This is a genomic window from Providencia rettgeri (assembly GCF_023205015.1).
Lineage (GTDB): Bacteria > Pseudomonadota > Gammaproteobacteria > Enterobacterales > Enterobacteriaceae > Providencia > Providencia rettgeri_E.
The window spans coordinates 540,640-560,033 of sequence record NZ_CP096258.1; the positions used below are offsets into that span (position 1 = coordinate 540,640).

The 19,394-nt window shown below is 41.2% G+C and carries 16 protein-coding genes; 14 read left to right on the plus strand and 2 right to left on the minus strand.

All coding sequences use genetic code 11. The annotated features are described in order from the left end of the window. Window positions 1-808: 808 nt before the first annotated feature. Window positions 809-1,816: an AraC family transcriptional regulator gene (locus M0M83_RS02330; RefSeq protein WP_125892939.1), complete on the minus strand. Its 1,008-nt coding sequence runs from the start codon at window positions 1,814-1,816 to the stop codon at window positions 809-811. A gap of 748 nt (window positions 1,817-2,564) precedes the next feature. Between M0M83_RS02330 and M0M83_RS02335 the strand changes: the two genes are divergently transcribed. The 11 genes from M0M83_RS02335 to M0M83_RS02385 all read left to right on the plus strand — a co-directional run bounded on the left by M0M83_RS02335 (window position 2,565) and on the right by M0M83_RS02385 (window position 16,317). Next, window positions 2,565-4,763: an indolepyruvate ferredoxin oxidoreductase subunit alpha gene (locus M0M83_RS02335; RefSeq protein ID WP_248467518.1), complete on the plus strand. Its 2,199-nt coding sequence runs from the start codon at window positions 2,565-2,567 to the stop codon at window positions 4,761-4,763. Between the two features lie 9 nt (window positions 4,764-4,772). Beyond that, window positions 4,773-6,302 (plus strand): indolepyruvate oxidoreductase subunit beta family protein, encoded by a 1,530-nt coding sequence (locus M0M83_RS02340; RefSeq protein ID WP_248467519.1) that lies wholly within the window; start codon window positions 4,773-4,775, stop codon window positions 6,300-6,302. A gap of 10 nt (window positions 6,303-6,312) precedes the next feature. Beyond that, complete coding sequence (locus M0M83_RS02345; protein ID WP_102139150.1) at window positions 6,313-6,735, plus strand: acyl-CoA thioesterase; 423 nt, start codon at window positions 6,313-6,315, stop codon at window positions 6,733-6,735. A gap of 16 nt (window positions 6,736-6,751) precedes the next feature. Next, on the plus strand, window positions 6,752-9,049 hold the full coding sequence (locus M0M83_RS02350; protein WP_248467521.1) for a bifunctional salicylyl-CoA 5-hydroxylase/oxidoreductase: 2,298 nt from the start codon (window positions 6,752-6,754) through the stop codon (window positions 9,047-9,049). A 29-nt stretch (window positions 9,050-9,078) separates the two neighbouring features. After that, window positions 9,079-10,206 carry a cupin domain-containing protein gene (locus M0M83_RS02355; protein ID WP_248467523.1) on the plus strand — a complete coding sequence of 376 codons (1,128 nt, stop codon included), beginning with the start codon at window positions 9,079-9,081 and terminating at the stop codon, window positions 10,204-10,206. Between the two features lie 99 nt (window positions 10,207-10,305). Beyond that, the gene (locus M0M83_RS02360; RefSeq protein WP_125892927.1) at window positions 10,306-11,217 is read left to right on the plus strand and encodes a fumarylacetoacetate hydrolase family protein; all 912 of its coding nucleotides are present in this window, start codon (window positions 10,306-10,308) and stop codon (window positions 11,215-11,217) included. Between the two features lie 9 nt (window positions 11,218-11,226). After that, the gene (locus M0M83_RS02365) at window positions 11,227-12,258 is read left to right on the plus strand and encodes a carbon-nitrogen hydrolase family protein (RefSeq protein WP_248467525.1); all 1,032 of its coding nucleotides are present in this window, start codon (window positions 11,227-11,229) and stop codon (window positions 12,256-12,258) included. Beyond that, a complete protein-coding gene (locus M0M83_RS02370; protein ID WP_282561412.1) occupies window positions 12,255-13,010 on the plus strand; it encodes a maleate cis-trans isomerase family protein in 756 nt (251 codons plus the stop codon). Before M0M83_RS02365 ends, M0M83_RS02370 begins: the two co-directional genes overlap by 4 nt. Before the next feature lie 79 nt (window positions 13,011-13,089). Continuing rightward, window positions 13,090-13,638, plus strand: coding sequence for a MarR family winged helix-turn-helix transcriptional regulator (locus M0M83_RS02375; RefSeq protein ID WP_248467527.1), 549 nt, complete (start codon window positions 13,090-13,092; stop codon window positions 13,636-13,638). Between the two features lie 267 nt (window positions 13,639-13,905). Further along, window positions 13,906-15,552, plus strand: a complete 1,647-nt coding sequence (locus M0M83_RS02380) for a Na+/H+ antiporter (RefSeq protein WP_248467528.1) — start codon at window positions 13,906-13,908, stop codon at window positions 15,550-15,552. A 252-nt stretch (window positions 15,553-15,804) separates the two neighbouring features. Next, entirely contained in the window at window positions 15,805-16,317 is a 513-nt protein-coding gene (locus M0M83_RS02385) for an AAA family ATPase (RefSeq protein ID WP_125892917.1), read from the plus strand. A 56-nt stretch (window positions 16,318-16,373) separates the two neighbouring features. Here M0M83_RS02385 and M0M83_RS02390 read toward each other — a convergent pair whose 3' ends face one another. Further along, entirely contained in the window at window positions 16,374-16,994 is a 621-nt protein-coding gene (locus M0M83_RS02390) for a flavin reductase family protein (RefSeq protein ID WP_125892915.1), read from the minus strand. A 625-nt stretch (window positions 16,995-17,619) separates the two neighbouring features. Here M0M83_RS02390 and M0M83_RS02395 point away from each other — a divergent pair. The 3 genes from M0M83_RS02395 (at window position 17,620) to M0M83_RS02405 (ending at window position 19,335) form a co-directional block, all read left to right on the plus strand. Continuing rightward, window positions 17,620-17,949, plus strand: coding sequence for a helix-turn-helix domain-containing protein (locus tag M0M83_RS02395; protein ID WP_248467529.1), 330 nt, complete (start codon window positions 17,620-17,622; stop codon window positions 17,947-17,949). Window positions 17,950-18,179: 230 nt separating this feature from the next. Further along, window positions 18,180-18,695: a fimbrial protein gene (locus M0M83_RS02400; RefSeq protein ID WP_125892978.1), complete on the plus strand. Its 516-nt coding sequence runs from the start codon at window positions 18,180-18,182 to the stop codon at window positions 18,693-18,695. A 37-nt stretch (window positions 18,696-18,732) separates the two neighbouring features. Beyond that, window positions 18,733-19,335 (plus strand): fimbrial protein, encoded by a 603-nt coding sequence (locus M0M83_RS02405; protein WP_248467530.1) that lies wholly within the window; start codon window positions 18,733-18,735, stop codon window positions 19,333-19,335. The last annotated feature ends 59 nt before the right edge of the window (window positions 19,336-19,394 follow it).

Sequence of the window (19,394 nt, forward strand, 5' to 3'; positions counted from 1 at the left end):
GGGTTTTTTTATCTAGTAATTTGAATGTAAATGTATTTTTTACTTCTAAGATATAAATCAAATCGACAAAGTGTAATTATTTATTAGAAAGTGTGTTGACATAAAAATTTAACTTAGTATCATTCCGCTCGACTTAACTAAGGTCAAATATAATCTATTTTAAAACGTATTATTACTTATTTTTTAAATACGTTTATGGTTGTTAATTAATTTAATTTCACAGCAATGTTTTTTTCAACTCATTGAATTTTATTTTTAATTTGATATGTGATTGTATTCGGCCTCTACAAACCAATCTTTAAAATTAATTCAATGAATAGAGTGAGTTACAATGAAATTTATCGTTATATTATTCTCTTTTTTGTTTTCTTTTTTTACATACAGCATGGAAAATAGTGGAGGGAAGGTTTATTTTGGTGGGTATGTCTTTGAAGAACCTTGTAATTATAAAACAACAGTTAACCATATAGTATTAACTTGTGATGAGAGGGATAATAATAAAAACCATTATTATCAAATTTCCTCATTAAATGAAAGTGAAACTAAGATTGATTCGATTAAAATTTCGGATATTAATTTGTCTAAGATATCAATCAATTCTGCGATTACGACTATTTCATATAGGTAGTAATACCAGTAAATAAAGAATATACGTTGTCCTTTTCTACTTTCAGTTCTCATTTAGATCACCCCCCTCAATCTATAATTTAGAAAGGGGGGCTATTTTTAAAAGTAATACTATAAATAGAAAATAATATATAACATTATTGATATTAATTTTATATTGTTAAATGACTGTTATAGATAATTAGGCTTTTTTCATACTCTGACTTGGCGTTTCACCATAACGTTTTTTATACTCTGCGCTAAAGCGGCCCATATGGGCAAATCCCCAACGTAAAGCTACCCCAGTGACATTAGTTGCTTCTCCTGAAAGAAGTTCAGCTCGAACACGTTCCATCCGTAAGTCACGTAAATATTGCATCGGGCTGATATCTAAGAACTCTTTAAAACCCGCATATAAACTGCGTAAGCTGACGCCTGCAATATGAGCAAGCTGCTCAACAGTGATAGGTTCATGTGCGTGAGCTTCTAAATACTCTTGCACTCTGCGTACGTGACGAGGACGGATTGTTGACCTGCGCATTCCTGAGTCTTCGATATAATTATGGCCTTGAGTAGAAAGTAAAGTGACAGAAACCAATTGTTCAACCTGAGTCGTGATCAATTTATGTTGTAAGAGATCGGGGGTGCGTGTCGCACATTCAATCAGGTAATTCATCAGAGTGCGCCATGCAAAACAGGATTGCCAAGCAAAGCCTAACTCAAAAACTAAGGGTTTATCTAAAGTATGACCAAGTTGGCCCACTAACGATCTTTCAAGTAAAGAACGGGAAATACGCAACATAAACTGATCGTTATCGCTATTCCAGCGCATTATTGTTGATTCTTCAGGACTAAGAAGTGAGGCCATTTGAGGGGTTGATTCAAGACACTTTCCACCACTTTCGATGACCGCTGTACCTGATAGAGGCATTTGAACTAAAAAAAAGTCCTGTAGTTGCCCTGGAATAATGGATACATCGGCACCGTAGCGTAAGCGGCTTAAAGAAATATCCCCCATTGGAATATAGTGCATACGAGCATCAAGGCGCTGATGCGGGTTAAGCAAGTTAAATTGATGGGGTTTCATGACTCGACCAACCATCGATTTAATCTCTTCAGGATCTGCTGAGGTAAATAATAAACGCTCTGAAGAACAGAGCTGATTTTCAATCTGAGGTGCAGATGAATGGGACCACGAGTTGCTCAACATCGAAGGTACCTCCAAAATAGTTTATCAACCCTGCTCGATAGAATAATCAAAAGTGGGTCTGACTAATATTACTTATTATGTATTTTTCTCAATGAATTCAATTAATTATTATATTTTATGGTGATTTTTTATATTTGGAAGGAGTGACTTTAACTTAAGCTAAATAGAATCTTCCTTCCTTAAATTATTAACATTTTATTAATTATTTTTTAACCAAGTGTAGGTTGAACATAGCATAAACATATTTCCTTACCTAGATAAAAGAATGCAGATGCTATCCGAAAACTGCAAAAAAATAGGAACTATGTGGTTATTGTGATAATGATAACAATATAAAAAATAAAGTTATTTCTATTTTAAAATAGCAAGTTATGCATGATTTTTCATATTATATTTTATGTTTGACTGGTTATTTTTTGTTTGGTTGAATTAATGCTCTAATTAATCGTTTTGTATTGATTTATTTCTCTGCTTGATGTGTTTTTGTGTGTGGTTTCTCTATTAAGCCAAGTTTTTCAATCTTTTTTGTTTATTTTATTGGTTTGTTTTTTCTACGTTATTTTATTGGAAAACTAATTTCCTAGCTGTTTTAACTCACTATTTGTCCCTTATCTGCAAGCCTTATCCACTCTCTGCATAAATCTAATTTACATGATTAATCATGGATTGACCTGTTGTTAACAAAAGATATACAAGTAAGAAACACAATAAAGATAAAAACGTTCTGATGTTGATTGGTGAGGTTAAAATGGCTGAGCGATCGTTTGTACAAGAAGTTCAAAAATTACGGCAAGGGCAAGGTGAAACTTTCAGCGGTGAAGGGATCCTTGCTGTCACAAAAGCGCTGTTAGAGTCGGGTGTATCTTACGTTGCGGGATATCAAGGTGCTCCTATCTCCCATTTGATGGATGTCCTTGCTGATGCACAAGATATTTTATCCGAATATGGTATTCGTTTTGAAAATAGCGCAAGTGAAGCAACTGCAGCGGCAACTTTGGCAGCCTCAGTTAATTATCCACTACGTGGCGCTGTGACGTTTAAAGCAACCGTGGGAACGAATGTCGCGTCTGATGCCTTAGCTAACTTAGCTTCTGGTGGCGTATTAGGGGGGGCTTTAATTATTGTTGGTGAAGATTATGGCGAAGGTTCTTCTATTATGCAGGAGCGCAGCCATGCTTTCGCAATGAAATCGCAGATGTGGTTACTCGACCCTAGACCCAACTTGCCGTCCATTGTTCAAGCTGTGAAAGACGGCTTTGAGCTCTCTGAAGCCAGCAATACACCTGTTATGTTACAAATGCGGATTCGTTCTTGTCATGTTCACGGGCAATTTGTTTGCGCAGATAATCAACCCCCTAAATTTACAGTGAAAGATGCACTCGAGAACCCAACTCGAGATGTTAGTCGCATAGTATTACCCCCCGCTAGTTTCTTACATGAAAAAGAAAAAATTGAAGCTCGCTGGCCCGCTGCAATTAAATTTATTCAACAGCATAAGTTAAATGAATTTTTTGCAGAAGACTCGGATGATGTTGGAATTGCGCTACAAGGGGGTTGTTATAACACGTTGATCCGCGCATTAAATCAGCTAGGGCTAGCGGATGTTTTTGGTAATAGCCAAATTCCTTTATATGTGATGAATGTGGCTTATCCATTGATTGATGATGAATTTGAACGTTTTTGTCGTGATAAAAAAGCCATTCTAGTCTTGGAAGAAGGCCAGCCAAATTTTGTTGAGCAAAATGTGGCGAATATTTTACGTCAACGCAAGATTGATATCGCCCTACATGGCAAGGATATGCTGCCAATGGCGGGGGAATATAATACGGCAACAGTACTTGCGGGGCTACGTTCGTTTTTTGAATGCTATGGAAAGATAGCTCCACAAGTCAAAGCGGCTGCAAAACAGATCCGTATCCCAACGATCAATATTGCCACTCAAAAATCTGAAGACTCTTTACCTGAATATGTTAATGCGGCGGAGCCAACATTAGATGAGTCTGTCCATGCGCGCCCACCAGGGTTTTGCACAGGTTGCCCCGAAAGGCCTATTTTCACTGCGATGAAATTGGTGGAACGTGAACTAGGCGAACACCATGTCAGTGCAGATATCGGCTGTCATTTATTTTCTATTCTACCGCCCTTTAATTTGGGGAATACCACCATGGGTTATGGGCTAGGAGGCGCAGGGGCTGCAGCTTTGAATGCAAAGGCTGGGAAACGTGCGATTTCAGTGATGGGAGATGGTGGTTTCTGGCATAACGGTTTAACCAGTGGCATTGCCAATAGTGTTTTTAATCGCAGTGATAACTTAACTATTGTGGTTGATAACAGCTATACCTCTGCGACAGGTGGGCAAGATATTCTCTCGTCGACAGCGTTGAATCCAACCCGTAGTACTGGTCATGAAATTGAAAAAGCGGTGAAAGGCGTGGGTGTTAATTGGGTGAAAACCATTAAACACACTTATGACTTAAAAACCATGACAAATACGTTACGTGAAGCTTTAACAACCGATGAGCAAGGGCCCAAGGTTCTGATTGCACAAAGCGAATGCATGTTGAACAAACAACGCCGCGAAAAGAAAAAGGTGCGTAGTGATGTTGCCGCAGGCAAACGAGTGGTACGTGAGCGTTTTGGTGTTGACCCTGACACCTGTACGGGCGATCACTCTTGTATTCGCTTATCTGGTTGCCCGTCTTTATCAATTAAACCTAGCCAAGACCCACTAAGAACAGACCCGGTTGCAACAGTGATGGATAGCTGCGTGGGGTGTGGGCTATGCGGTGAAGTTTCTCATGCTGCTGTTTTGTGCCCTTCTTTTTTTAAGGCCCAAATTATTACGAACCCTAATGGTTGGGACAAATTGCGCCATCGTGTACGCGGTTGGTTTATTGGCTATTTACAGCGTCGTGACGCACGTCGTCGTGAACAATTTAGTTTCTAAGGGGGATGCATGAATTCTTTATCAACTGCATTACCATCAACAAAAGTCGCATTACAGCCGATTAAAATTGCCATTTTAGCCATGGGCGGCGAAGGTGGTGGAGTACTTGCCGACTGGGTTGTCAACCTAGGTGAAGAAAACGGTTATTTTGCTCAAACAACTTCAGTGCCTGGCGTGGCACAGCGCACAGGGGCCACAATTTATTATGTGGAATTATTCCCAGGTGCTGATAACCCACAAACGCCTTCTCCTGTATTAGCGCTGATGCCGATGCCTGGTGATGTTGATGTCGTTTTGGCTTCTGAGTTAATGGAAGCGGGTAGAGCCGTGCAGCGCGGCTTTGTTACCCCAGAGCGCACAACATTAATTAGTTCAACACACCGCGTTTACTCTATCGCGGAAAAATCCGCCATGGGCGATGGGCGAGTCGATAGCCAAGCATTAATTCGCCATACTGCGGCATCTGCGCGTCAGTTTATTCACTTTGATATGGCACAAGCAGCACAAGAAAGTGGCAGTGTGATTAGTGCTGTTTTATTTGGTGCGTTGTTTGGTTCCGGTGTTTTACCCTTTAGCCGAGCACAGTTTGAAGAAACGATTGTACGTGGAGGCGTTGGCGTAAAACCAAGTTTGCGGGCTTTCACATTAGGCGCAGAAAAAGCGGCTAAACCCGAAGACGCATATCAGCCGGAATCCACAAAGAACACCGTATATTCACCAAAAAATAAACAGGTATCGCAACTATTAGCTCGTATCCAACATGAATTCTCTCCTCATGTGCAGTATCTCGTGACGGAAGGGGCTCGCAGACTTATCGATTACCAAGACCTTGCTTATGCCACTTTGTATTTGGAGCGCCTCAATAACCTCTTTGCCCAAAAAGGTGGACAAGATGAGCGTTTGCAACGTGCGCTCGCGCGCCACTTAGCTCTTTGGATGTCCTATGAAGACACCATCCGAGTGGCTGACCTTAAAATTCGTGATAGCCGCTTTTCTCGCGTTCGTAATGAAGTACAGGCAAAAGATAACCAATTATTGGAGATCAATGAATTCATGCATCCAAGAATTGAAGAAATTTGCGAAACGCTTCCCAAAAATTTAGGTCGTTGGTTAATGCGTCCACATTGGTTACACAAAGCGCTTCGCAAAATGACTGAAAAAGGACGGACGATCACTACCAGTTCTTTATTTGGTTTTTTACAGTTGTATCTATTAGCCACATGGCGAAAAGGTCGGCGTTCGACATTACGTTATCAACTAGAAACGCAGCGTATCGAAAAGTGGCTAGCGGTTGTAATTGAAGCAGCGAAAGCTAATCCTGCACTTGCAACCGAAATTACCGAATGCCAACGCGTGGTTAAAGGGTATAGCGATACTCATGCGAGAGGGTTGCGTAATTTTAAAATCCTAATGGACATCGTTGCGCAGCAAGGGAACAAATTAACCCCCATCAATTTGCGCGAACTGCGTGAAGCTGCATTGGCCGATGAGCATGGGAAAGAATTGGAAAAATGCCGTCAACGTTTAGCGATGAATTAAGGATAACATCATGAGTTTACTGACATTTACTAAGCCACACAAAATTCACTTCTCGGAGTGTGACCCTGCAGGGATTGTGTTTTACCCCCAGTATTTCGTGATGTTTAACAATTTACTTGAACGCTGGGTTGATGAATTAGTCCCTCAAGGTTTTGCAGGTTACATCATGGAACAACGCTTTGGTTTGCCGACGGTACACCTAGAGGCGGAGTTCAAGGCTATTAGCAAAATGGGGGATAACGTGATGCTAGAGCTGCATGTACAGCGTATTGGTCGCAAGTCTCTGACGTTACATCAACGCTGTGTCGGTGTTGATGGAGTACTGCGCATGCAAGTGACGCAAACTTATGTCACGACGTCATTAGAAACGCATCAAGCCATCCCCATTCCAGACGCCTTGTATCAGGCATTAACCGCTCAGCAACCCGTGTAAGTAAAGGAGAAATTCCATGAATATTGTGTGTATTGGCGGTGGTCCCGCAGGGCTTTATTTTGGGTTGCTGATGAAACTACAGAACCCAAAGAACCGTGTAGTGGTGGTGGAACGTAATCGTCCTTATGACACTTTCGGCTGGGGGGTGGTATTTTCTGATGCCACGCTCAGTAATTTGCGCCGAGCGGACCCGGTTTCTGCCAAAACGATTTCCGCGGAATTTAGCCACTGGGATGATATCGATGTGCACTTTAAAGGTGTATGTAACCGCAGTGGTGGCCATGGGTTTATCGGCATTGGGCGTAAAAAATTACTCAATATATTACAAGACCGTTGTGTGGAGTTGGGGGTGGAGCTGGTATTCGAAACTCAAGTAACGGATGACCAAGCGATTGCTCAAGAGTACCAAGCGGATTTGCTTATTGCCTCTGATGGCATAAATAGTGCGGTACGTACACGTTATGAAAATGTATTTAAACCGGATATTGACCCCCGTCGTTGCCGTTTTGTTTGGCTAGGTACAAAGAAGATTTTTGACGCCTTTACCTTCTTATTCGCTGAAAATGAGCATGGCTGGTTTCAAGTTCATGCCTATCAATTTCAAGAAGGGTTATCGACCTTTATTGTTGAGACGACGGAAGAAACTTGGCTTAAAGCCGGTATTGACCAAATGTCTCAAGAGGATGGTATCGCTTATTGTGAAAAATTGTTTGCGCCGTGGCTTGATGGCGAAAAGCTGATTGCTAACGCAGCGCATCTACGTGGTGCCGCAATTTGGATCCGCTTCCCTCGAGTCATCTGTGAAAATTGGGTGCATTGGACGCAGCCCGCACAAGGCAAAGACGTTCCTGTGGTTCTAATGGGAGATGCCGCTCATACCGCCCATTTTTCTATTGGTTCGGGAACCAAGCTTGCATTAGAAGATGCGATTGAGTTGTGTGAAAGTTTAAAAACAGCAGAAGGTGATTTACGTAAAGGGTTGGCGCATTACCAGAAGGTACGCAGTGTCGAAGTACTGAAAATTCAGAATGCGGCACGCAATTCGACAGAATGGTTCGAAAATGTTTGTCGTTATGAAAACTTGGCACCAGAGCAATTCGCTTATTCCCTCTTAACACGCTCACAGCGTATATCCCATGAAAACTTGCGAGTGCGGGATGCAGCTTGGTTAGATAACTACGAGCAGTGGTTTGCGGCACAAACTGGTGTCACTTCAACGGCAAAAATGCCGCCTATGCTGACGCCTTATCACGTTCGAGGTATCACTCTTCACAATCGTGTGGTTGCATCACCGACACTATTGTATTGCGCTAATCAGGGCGTACCCGATGATTTTCATTTGGTACATTTGGGTAGCCGTGCATTAGGCGGTGTGGGCCTAGTGATGACTGAAATGACGGCTATAGCCCCTGATGCTCGTGTGACAAAAGGCTGTGTCGGTATTTGGAATGATGAGCAAGTCATTGCTTGGCAACGTGTGACTGATTTTGTTCATCAAAAAACGGATGCCAAAATTGGTATCCAACTAGGCCATGCGGGGCGTCGTGGTTCAACTCAGCGAGGGTGGGAAAACGAAAATCACCCAATGGATGCAGATAACTGGCCGTTAGTTTCTGCTTCAGCGTTGCCTTATTTACCGAATATTTCACAAACTCCAGTAGCGCTATCCGAAGCGCAAATGACGACAGTGATTGGCCAATTTGTTGCTGCAGCAAAACGAGCGGAAATGGCGGGTTTTGACTGGCTTGAACTGCAAGCAGGGCATGGTTATTTATTGTCGAGCTTTATTTCACCATTAACTAATCAGCGTACAGATAACTACGGTGGAACGTTGGAAAACCGCTTACGTTTTCCGTTAGCCGTCATTAGTGCAGTGCGTCAAGTGTGGTCAAAACCTTTGACTGTTCGTATTTCATCGACGGACTGGGTGGATGGTGGGACGACAGTTGATGAAGCGGTGGAAATTGGCCGAGCAATGAAGCAAGCGGGAGCCGATATGATTGATTGCTCTTCAGGTGAAGTGTCACCGCAACAGCAACCAGTCTACGGTCGGATGTACCAAACCCCCATGGCAGACCGTATTCGTAATGAAGCAGGAATACCCGTTATTGCGGTAGGGGCTATTACTGATGCAGACCAAGTCAACAGCATTATTGCCGCTGGACGGGCAGATTTATGCGCTTTATCTCGACCATTACTTTCAGACCCTGCATGGGTCTTACATGAATGTACGCGTTATGGGTGGGAAACTCGTTGGCCGGCATCGTATGAATATGGGCGTCAGCAACTCGTTCAAACCTTGAAATCGCGTTAAAGGCTTTGGCAAACAAAGAGGAAAACAGCATGAGTACACACTCCCATGACCAATATCGAGAAAATGTGGCAGGGCGTGCCGATGTGGCAGACACCCCTGAGCTAGTGGCCTATTACCAAGAACTAGATGCGTTGAAGACAGGTGCATTATGGACGGTTGCAAACAAGATTGAACCGTGGCAACCGAAATCAAGCTCAGTGCCTGTGTTATGGCGCTACCGTGACTTACGCGAACATGTGTTGCGCTCAGTTGAACTAGTGACACCCGAAAAAGCGGGGCGTCGCGTGATTTATCTAAATAACCCAGGCCGCCAAGATGTCGCTGCTGCAGTCGGTTGGTTATATTCAGGTCTACAAGTCATGCACCCGGGAGAGGCCGCTTCGGCTCATGCCCATTCGTCCTCTGCATTGCGGTTTATTATGGAAGGGCGTGGGGCATACACTATTGTCGAAGGGCAAAAAATGATGCTAGAAGCCAACGACTTTGTACTGACGCCGAATGGGACATGGCATGAACACGGTGTTGCGGAGGATGGCTTACCTTGTATCTGGCAAGACGGGTTAGATATCCCCTTAGTCAACGCCATGGAAGCTGGGTTTTACAAAGTGCATCCTGACTTACATCAAGTGCAAACACGACCTATCGATTACCCCGTGGGTATGTGGGGGGGAACTGCATTACGCCCTCACGATATTGGGTGGAATAAACCTTACTCACCATTATTTAAATACCAATGGGGGCCAACCTACGAGGCATTATGCCGTGCGGCGAAAGTAGCGGATGGCTCAGTATTTGATGATATTTTGATGCACTACACTAACCCTCTTACGGGTGGTCCGGTAATGCCAACTATTGGGGCAAGCATGCAATTGCTACGTCCAGGATTTGTGGGTAAAGCTCATCGCCATACGGGGAGTTTTATTTATCAAGTGGCGAAAGGACAAGGGTACTCCGTGATTAATGGACAACGTTTTGATTGGCAAGAGCGTGACATTTTCTGCGTGCCATCGTGGATGTTCCATGAACATGTGAATACTTCACAAACCGAAGATGCATGTCTGTTTTGCTTTAATGACTTACCCGTAATGCACTCTTTGGGACTCTATTATGAAGAGGCTCTAATAGAAAATGATGGTCACCAGAAAGTCATTATCTAGGTGAATACTATGTTTCTTATTGATTAGTTTAATTATTTTACTATTCCAATTTACGTGAAGAAGTGAGTGAGGCAGCCACCTCATTCAAGGAGAAAGAAAATGCGCTTAATAACTTATCGTTCTGATGTGACCGCGGCAGCTCGTTTAGGAGCAGTTGTTAATCAACAAGTAGTGGATTTAGCCCTTTTGGCACAAGAGCAAGGGTTGTACTTGCCTGACAACATGTTGGATTTTATCGATTTAGGTCCACAAGGTGTGCGTGTTGGTACAGAACTCCTGAATACATATCAAGGGCAATTCCCCGCAGGGACTGCGTGGCCGGTACAAAATGTGAAAATTTTGGCGCCGATCCCTCGCCCGCGTAAAAATATTTTTGGTATTGGCTTGAACTATGTTGAACATGTGGCGGAATCCAGCCGCACATTAGACACTTCAAAAGAGCTACCAAAACAACCTGTTATTTTTTCTAAGCCGCCAACCACAGTGATTGGACCGGGAGATGCCATTGAACATAACGCTAAAATTACCCAACAATTAGACTGGGAAGTTGAGTTGGCAGTGATTATCGGTACGCGTGCGAAAAGTGTTGCGGCAAAAGATGCACTTAACTATGTGTTTGGTTACAGCTTGATGATTGATATGAGTGCGCGTGATTGTCGTCGTGCAGGGCAATGGATTTACTCAAAAGGGCAAGATACCTATGCGCCATTTGGACCTTGCATTGTGACGGCTGATGAGATCCCAGATCCTCATACTTTAGATTTAAGCTTGAAGGTGAATGGTGTAACCAAACAATCCTCAAATACACGTCATATGCTATTTAATGTGAATACATTGATTGAAGATATTAGCCAAGGGATCACATTAGAACCCGGTGACATTATTGCCACAGGTACTCCTGAAGGGGTAGGAGCGGGGAGAACACCACAAGAATGGGTATGGCCGGGAGATGTGATTGAAGCATATGTTGAGAATATTGGTGAACTGCGCCATCCAGTTGTCGCCGTTTAAGGGGGAAACATGCTTAATTTGCAGACATTTAAAGCCGCTGCGGTACAAGCCGCTCCGGTGTTTCTCGATACCAATGCGACGGTAGATAAAGTTTGTCATTTAATTGAGGAAGCGGCTGATAACGGGGCGAAATTGGTCGCATTTCCAGAGGTTTTTATTTCTGGTTACCCTTATTGGAGTTGGGTGATGAACCCGATAGATGGCAGCCCATGGTTTGAAAAACTGTGCAAATCTGCCATTGAAATTCCAGGACCTGAAATACAAAAAATTGCTCAAGCTGCCGCACGCCATCACATCAATGTTGTGATTGGTGTGAATGAGCGAAATCCTAATGGCGTTGCTACGTTATATAATACGTTAGTGACAATTTCTGATGAAGGAAGGATTCTGGGGCGTCATCGTAAATTAGTCCCAACATGGGCAGAAAAATTAACGTGGGCAAATGGAGATGCCTCTTCATTAAAAGTGCACCAGACCAGTATTGGGCCACTTGGGGCGTTAGCGTGTGGGGAAAATACCAATACATTGGCCCGTTTTGCTTTATTGGCGCAAGGCGAACTAGTCCATATTGCGAGCTATATCGCCTTACCCGTTGCACCAAAAGATTACGACATGGCTGAGGCGATCCGTTTACGCGCTTCAGCCCACTGTTTCGAAGGTAAAGTTTTTACGGTTGTTTCGTGTTCGACCGTGTCAGAAGAAATTATTGATGCAATGTCTGTAACCCATCCAGAAGCCCGTGAGTTACTGGCTCGACCAAATAGTGCTTTCTCAGGGATCATCGGGCCTGATGGGCGGGTTGTAGGCCAACCTTTGATTGACAAAGAAGGCATTGTTTATGGTGAAATTGATTTGAATCGCTGTATTCAGCCACGACAAATGCATGATATTACAGGCCATTATAACCGTTTTGATATCTTCGATTTACAAGTAAACCGCCGGCCATTAACGGCAGCACGTTTTCACGGTAATGGACAAGACAGTGAAGCCTTAAACGCATTTCCAGAATCAAGTGAGTCATTTGGGGAGAATGAGGTATGAATTTAGCACGTACATATCGTATTGGGCAGATTGTCCCATCATCAAATACCACGATGGAAACAGAAATTCCGGCCATATTACGAGTTAGAGAAGCGCTGTTTGCGGAGCGCTTTACCTTTCATTCAAGCCGTATGCGCATGCAAAAAGTGACCAAAGAGGAGTTGGCAAAAATGGACTCCGATAGTGACCGCTGTGCTATTGAGCTGTCAGATGCTGCGGTTGATGTACTGGGGTATGCCTGTTTAGTTGCGATTATGAGCATGGGGAAAGGTTACCATCGCATTTCGGAAAAACGTTTATTTCAACGTACGGTAGATAATGGCCATCCAGCACCTGTCGTGACGAGTGCTGGAGCATTAGTTGATGGCCTACATGCAATGGGTGCTAAAAAAGTGTCTATTCTAACGCCGTATATGAAGCCGTTGACGCAGTTAGTGATTGATTATATTGAAAGTGAAGGCATTGAAGTGGTAGATAGTATTTCATTGGAAATCCCCGATAATTTAGACGTGGGTCGGCAAAACCCATTAGCCCCAGTGGAAATTACGAAAAAACTAAACACCCAAGTAGATGCAATTGTGGCTTCTGCATGTGTACAAATGCCTTCACTACCTTCAATACAATTAATTGAAGACAGAATAGGTTTACCGGTACTGTCTTCTTCGGTGGCAACGACTTATATGATGCTAAAAAAGCTGGGTTTAGAAACGCGTGTTGATGGGTTTGGTTCCCTGTTGAGTGGAAAGTTTTAGCTGAATTATCGCCGACTTCTGCTACTCTTGAGCGGTTGTAACCAAATGCAATAATTCAAGAGTTTATCAAGGGGAGCGAATGAGAAACTCAAAGGTTTTTGTTGATAATTACTTGCCTGCCCTGTTGGGGCAGGCTTGGATGTTAGTATCATCGGAATTTCATGCTATTGTTGAAAAAAAAGGGTTGTCAGTCTTAGAGTGGCGAGTGTTATCCACCCTAGCAGGCAATGGCTCGATGGGGATCACTGAGCTCTCACAAAAAACGGTCAGTAAACAACCGACAATTACTCGCGTACTACAACGGTTAGAGCAGCAGGGGCACGTGGTTCGCCACAGTAACCATAATGGAAGTGATAAGCGCATAACACTTGTTAGTGTGACATCAAGTGGAATGTCACTGGTCGATGGTTTACTTGTTGCAGCTCAGCAACACGAAGAAGCCGTTTTAGCCCCTTTGGGGTTGCGTAAAAGTAAGCTACTTAAGCAAGTACTACAAGAACTTGTTGAGCGGTACAGTATTGAAAACACCAATACAGCTGATAAAAGCACGTCGGATAAAAATAATGCAAAAACGGTAAAAAGGAAAAAATTAGGCAGTCAAAATTTATCCAAAGAAACAACAAAGTAGTCGATTAATGATGGTTTAGTCCTATTTTTGATGGCAATACACAGCTTATTATTGATATTGCGTTTAACTATTTATTTATCAAATAGATAAATAAGTTTTTTATGGGTATTTAAGTCAGTGATGATTTTTCGCAACCTGATGATAGATAAGCTATTTCTTAATTTTATTATTTTTGTATCGATTGATTAATTGCCACTTTACATTGATTCAATTTATCTATTTACTGCATAACTGATAATTAATGATTAGCTAAACATGGAGCAATCAATGTCAGTAGTGACACTTGTACTCGTTTTTTTATTAGCCGTTATTGTGAGCGTTTTTATATCACGATTGCTCAAAGATATTATTCCATTACCCTTGATACAGATAGCATTGGGGGCAGGATTATCTTTATACGGTTTTACGGTTGAGTTTGAACCTCACCTATTTTTGTTTTTATTTATTCCTCCTTTATTGTTTCTTGATGGCTGGCGTATTCCTAAAGAAGCCTTATTTCAAGAAATTAAGCCGATCATGTCGTTAGCTATCGGTCTCGTGGTGGTCACGGTTATTGGTATGGGCTTCTTTATACATTGGCTCATTCCAGCCATTTCTTTGGCCGTCGCTTTTGCGCTGGCGGCTATTTTGTCGCCTACAGATCCTGTTTCCGTATCTGCCATGACCGTCAATTCCCCATTGCCATCGCGGATGGCGCATATTCTAGAGGGGGAATCATTGCTGAATGATGCAACGGGTTTGGTGTGTTTCAGTTTTGCGGTGGTCGCTGCGTTAACAGGCACATTTTCCCTTGTCTCAGCGGCTGGGCAATTTGTATTTGTGGCATTTGGCGGAATTTTAATTGGTCTGCTGGTCGCTTGGGCAATTGGTTGGTTAAATCAATTATTGGTTAAGCGTACAGGGGAAGAACCTGCTATTCAGATTATGATCAGCTTATTGATGCCATTTACGGCTTATTTGTTAGCTGAACATCTACATGTCTCCGGTATTTTAGCGGCGGTGGTTGCTGGTATTGCCATGCACTATGAAAAAATTGCAGGGCGCATGCAAGCCGCTACACGTATGCAAAGTAAAGCGGTGTGGGATACGGTACAAACTGCGTTGAACGGGATGATTTTTATCCTGTTAGGCGAGCAGTTACCGGGTATGTGGACAAATATGCCTGAAGTTGCCGAATCCGCAGGTGCTAGCCACCCTTGGATGTTATTTGTTTATGTGGTGGTGATTACGGTCGCATTGGCTATTTTGCGCTTTAGTTGGGTGTGGATCTCAATGACGCTAACGGTATTCCATAATCGCCGTCGTGGTAAAGAAGCGGATGTCATGCATATTCGTATGATGGCGGTAATGGCGACAGCGGGTGTGCGCGGAGCGATTACATTAGCGGGTATTCTCACGTTACCTTTATTGATGCCTGATGGCTCATTATTTCCGAATCGAGATTTAGCCATTTTCTTGGCGATGGGCGTGATTTTGTGTTCATTGCTGATTGCCAGTATTGCACTGCCTATTTTAACGAAAGGGCTGGTACAAGACTTACCTTATGATAATGACGAAATCCGAGCGCGATTGGCTTTAAATGAAGCGGCGATGGCGCATTTACGTGACCTGATGAACCACCCATCGGATGATATGGATGAAATTGCCATGCGTACTGAGGTTGGGGCTCAATTGTTAGAAATTTATGGTAGACGACTCGATAATTCAGATGAAACTGAATCAGATGTCTATGATTTACACAAAATGATTGATATGGAACGTGAGATGTCCAAATCAGCGTTAAAAGCGAAACGGGACGCGTTATATCAAATGCGTAAAAGCAAAAATATCAATGAAAGGGTATATCACCGTTTACGTGATGAACTTGATTTAAAAGAAGAAACGCTTAATCACCATAAAAATGGCAAACATTAGTTAGAGAAAAATGACCTGAATTTATTTAGGTCATTTTTTTATGAATGTCATTCAAGTAGGTTTGACGGTTTGTATAGATTGCAGGTAAGTTAGTAATAATTCTATTTAGGAAATTTATATGTTACAAGGCACTGTTAGCTTAAGCATTATTATTACCATCACTTAGTGGTGGGGATAAGCTACATCCTAAACCCGCCAGATAAGGCGGGTTTTTTGCCCTTATCTGGTTAATTCTTCAGTAAGGAGCTATTTATGAATTTAACAGAAGCCTCACCATTATTAAAAAACCCGCCTCGTTTGCATTTTCTTTGTGGCAAAATTGCTTCAGGGAAATCGACATTAGCAAAACAACTGGCTAACTCCCTCCGTACTATTTTGCTCTGTGAAGATGAGTGGCTTGCTGCCCTTTACCCTAATGAAATTACTGAACTGGCTCACTATGTTGAAAAAAGTACTTTAGTGAAGCAAGTATTAGAAGGCCATATTAAGCAATTAATACAGGCTGGGAATAACATTGTGATGGATTTTCCTGCGAATACACCAATGCAGCGGCAATGGTTAGCGTCACTAGCACAGTCATCTGATGTCCCTTATGTATTTCATGTATTGCAGGTAAGTAATGACGAATGTAAAGCAAGACTTTCAGCGCGTAATTTAGCAAGGGAAAACCCCTTTCAAACCTCTGAAACGCAGTTTGATTTAATTACGGCACATTTTTCTTATCCAAAAAGTAGCGAGCAGTTAATCTGCAAATTTTACCCATAAAAATAACAGGTCTGAGTAATAAACCTCTGGAGGATAATTATTACTCAGATTTATAGTCATTTAGGGCGATACATTTTTAAATTTTGCTGCTGTTCTATCCAATAATAATCGGCGGGTCCTCCAGCACGTAATAATGGCTTCTGGCCAGCACAATCATATAACCCATCATTCAATGCGGACTCATCAATATGCACCATAACAACTTCTCCCATCACCATCCAAGTATCCAATAACTGGCCATCAGCACGTTTCAGTTGTTGGTATTGTGTGACAACACATTCCATTGAAACGGGGGTTTGAGCAACGCGAGGGGGAGAAACTAATGTAGAAGGTAGAGTCGACAGCCCTGTTAATGCAAATTCGCTTTCACCATGTGCCAGTGTGGCACTACTCATATTTACGTGCTCGCCAAGTGCAAGGGTTGCGAGGTTATACACAAATTCCCCTGTTTCAATGGCATTAGTTACTGAATCTTTTTTTCCAACGCTAGAAAAGGCCAATATAGGTGGTGAGTAATTGAAGATATTGAAAAAACTATAGGGAGCTAGATTGGTTCTGCCTTTGCTATCTTGGGTTGATATCCAACCAATCGGCCTAGGGCCAATAAGTGATGGGATAGGATCATGGGGTAGCCCGTGACCTTGTTGTGGCCGGTAACTGTAAAATTTCGTTATCATTTTTGGAGTCCTTTTTAACGTTACTCTAGCGGATATTTTAACTAGATGTTAGGTGTTTAGATAAAAAATGCGATTAATGTATAAAGAATGCAGTAAGTGGATACGTTATTTTTATTTAGCACTAAGATAGATAACTTAAGGTAATAATAATAATTTAAATAGTAATTGGTGATTACTTTATTTTAATTGTGGTTATTTATGTTGAATTTATCATTTAACCCTATTTTTGTGTAAAAGTAGTGGATTTATTTGTTTTAATTGTTTGCGTTGTTTTATTCTTTTGAATTTATTTTATCCAGCACGTTAATATTTTGAGTTTAATTTATTCATCTTGCTACTATCTCAGTTGTTATGTTATTTAATATTTTGATTTATTTGGTTTTTTTATTTATTTTATAAATTATATAATAGACGCTATATAATTTAATAGAAAATAACTATCAAATTATATATGTTCGATCGATATAAACGTGTTTACAGAATTAATTAATAAACCTATATTTAAATTCAATTGCTTCTATCTGTGATTGGATATATCCACTTTTTTACATTAAAACAATTATGGTTTAAATTCAGATTTTGTTTTTTAATTTATTATATGAAGGTGTTGTTTGTTGGAATTAATATGATAAAAACAAATGCATTATTACGTCGAGATGTTGGGTTATTTTTAAGGCAAGCTAGAATTGATAAGTCACTAACAGGATACCAATTAGCGAAAATATTAAAAATAAGTCAACAGCAAGTTTCTCGTTATGAAAGAGGAGAAACAGGTATTAATATTGAAATATTAAATGTCTTTTTGAATGTATTAGAAAAAAATTGGTTAGAGTTTTTTTTCAAAGTATTAGTTAACCATTCAAGTGAAATTGCAGATATAAGAACGCAAGATGAAATTTTTTATCTCATCGAAAGATCATTTTTCTACTATTATGGAAAAATGAAAATTAGATGATTTTCAATGGTTTTTATTGAAATAGTAATTTACATATATTACAGCTCTTAGTTTTGTGTCTTCTTTAATTGGATTAAATATGGAAATTAGACTTACGCTATTAATTTTTTAATGGTGTATTTTTTGTAATTTAATTTTTTAATTGAAAGGAAAAATATATGCGATTACCCAAATTAAATATTTCCCCCCAGTTATCAAAATCATCTCGGTTATTTATTTTCACTGCATTGATGACAACTTTTTTATCAACAAATTCTGCGGCAGACAATACAGGCACAGTTGATTTCGAAGGTGTCGTTGTGAGTACACCTTGTAATATAGCGCAATCTTCCCTCAAGCAACTTATTGATTTTGGACAGTTATCTCGTAGAGCGTTGGAAAATGGTCGTGTAGCTGAAGTGAAATTTAATATTGAATTTACGGGATGTGATTTCGCTGATTTTGATACCGATGCAGCAGGAAAACCCATTGCTGTTAAATCAATGGAGTTAGTGTTTACAGGCCAAAGCTATGCGGATGCAACGAATACTTTGCTTTCTACTTCTGCAGGCAATACCAACAATGTGGGAATTGGTATTGATGGATTTGAATTTGGAAAAGCGAAAGATGTGTTCTCACGCATTATTAATAAGAAGGGAGATAACGTGCTGTCTTTCAAAGCGTTAGCAAAGGCTGTTGATACGACGAAAAGTGTATCGGAAGGTAAGTTCAGTGCGGTAACAAACTTTCGTATTACTTATCAATAACTAAACAGTTTAACCGCCAGTATTGGCTGGTGGTTAAATGAGAGCCAGTAGAGGGGGTGTCGTGGTCAGTTATCAAAGGGCTATGGATATAACAGTACTGTTGGCCATGCTTATTTTTAGTATTCATTCATATGCAGACAGCAAAAGTATTAAATCCTACAACGTCAGTGCAATAACGTTACTTAAAGGTAGCGTCATTGATGCGCCGTGTTCAATATCATTGCAAAACCGCTATCAAACTATTGATTTTTCTTCTTTGGCTCTCGCTTCTGTGTCGAATAACGTGCAACGAGAAATGCATGATCAACCTTTTATTATTGAGCTACAAGACTGTGGTAGTGTTTATTCAACCATTGATCTAAAAACATGGAAGATACGCTTTGTTGGCCAAAGTGCGCAATACATTGATGCTTTTATATTGCAAGGTGCTTCTGAAGGGGTGGGTATTTCGGTATTAGATAATTCAAAAAGACGATTACAGCCTAATAAGGATTATTTATTATCTGACAATGTATTGCATCAAGATAAATCTGGCTACAGCCTTTTCCTTCGTTATTTCCTACGTCTGGAATTAACTGGACAACCTATCCAAGCAGGTCGTTATTACGGACTGATCCGCTTTTTCATCGATTACCAATAACACGCACGAAGAATACGTTTTTATGCGCTTCATTTTGAAGATGCACTCTTATTGCATTT

Bases quoted from the DNA above. Each gene is read 5' to 3' on its own strand.
- M0M83_RS02330 (WP_125892939.1), bottom strand. From the start codon at position 1,816: ATGTTGAGCAACTCGTGGTCCCATTCATCTGCACCTCAGATTGAAAAT.
- M0M83_RS02335 (WP_248467518.1), top strand. From the start codon at position 2,565: ATGGCTGAGCGATCGTTTGTACAAGAAGTTCAAAAATTACGGCAAGGG.
- M0M83_RS02340 (WP_248467519.1), top strand. From the start codon at position 4,773: ATGAATTCTTTATCAACTGCATTACCATCAACAAAAGTCGCATTACAG.
- M0M83_RS02345 (WP_102139150.1), top strand. From the start codon at position 6,313: ATGAGTTTACTGACATTTACTAAGCCACACAAAATTCACTTCTCGGAG.
- M0M83_RS02350 (WP_248467521.1), top strand. From the start codon at position 6,752: ATGAATATTGTGTGTATTGGCGGTGGTCCCGCAGGGCTTTATTTTGGG.
- M0M83_RS02355 (WP_248467523.1), top strand. From the start codon at position 9,079: ATGAGTACACACTCCCATGACCAATATCGAGAAAATGTGGCAGGGCGT.
- M0M83_RS02360 (WP_125892927.1), top strand. From the start codon at position 10,306: ATGCGCTTAATAACTTATCGTTCTGATGTGACCGCGGCAGCTCGTTTA.
- M0M83_RS02365 (WP_248467525.1), top strand. From the start codon at position 11,227: ATGCTTAATTTGCAGACATTTAAAGCCGCTGCGGTACAAGCCGCTCCG.
- M0M83_RS02370 (WP_282561412.1), top strand. From the start codon at position 12,255: ATGAATTTAGCACGTACATATCGTATTGGGCAGATTGTCCCATCATCA.
- M0M83_RS02375 (WP_248467527.1), top strand. From the start codon at position 13,090: ATGAGAAACTCAAAGGTTTTTGTTGATAATTACTTGCCTGCCCTGTTG.
- M0M83_RS02380 (WP_248467528.1), top strand. From the start codon at position 13,906: ATGTCAGTAGTGACACTTGTACTCGTTTTTTTATTAGCCGTTATTGTG.
- M0M83_RS02385 (WP_125892917.1), top strand. From the start codon at position 15,805: ATGAATTTAACAGAAGCCTCACCATTATTAAAAAACCCGCCTCGTTTG.
- M0M83_RS02390 (WP_125892915.1), bottom strand. From the start codon at position 16,994: ATGATAACGAAATTTTACAGTTACCGGCCACAACAAGGTCACGGGCTA.
- M0M83_RS02395 (WP_248467529.1), top strand. From the start codon at position 17,620: ATGATAAAAACAAATGCATTATTACGTCGAGATGTTGGGTTATTTTTA.
- M0M83_RS02400 (WP_125892978.1), top strand. From the start codon at position 18,180: ATGACAACTTTTTTATCAACAAATTCTGCGGCAGACAATACAGGCACA.
- M0M83_RS02405 (WP_248467530.1), top strand. From the start codon at position 18,733: ATGAGAGCCAGTAGAGGGGGTGTCGTGGTCAGTTATCAAAGGGCTATG.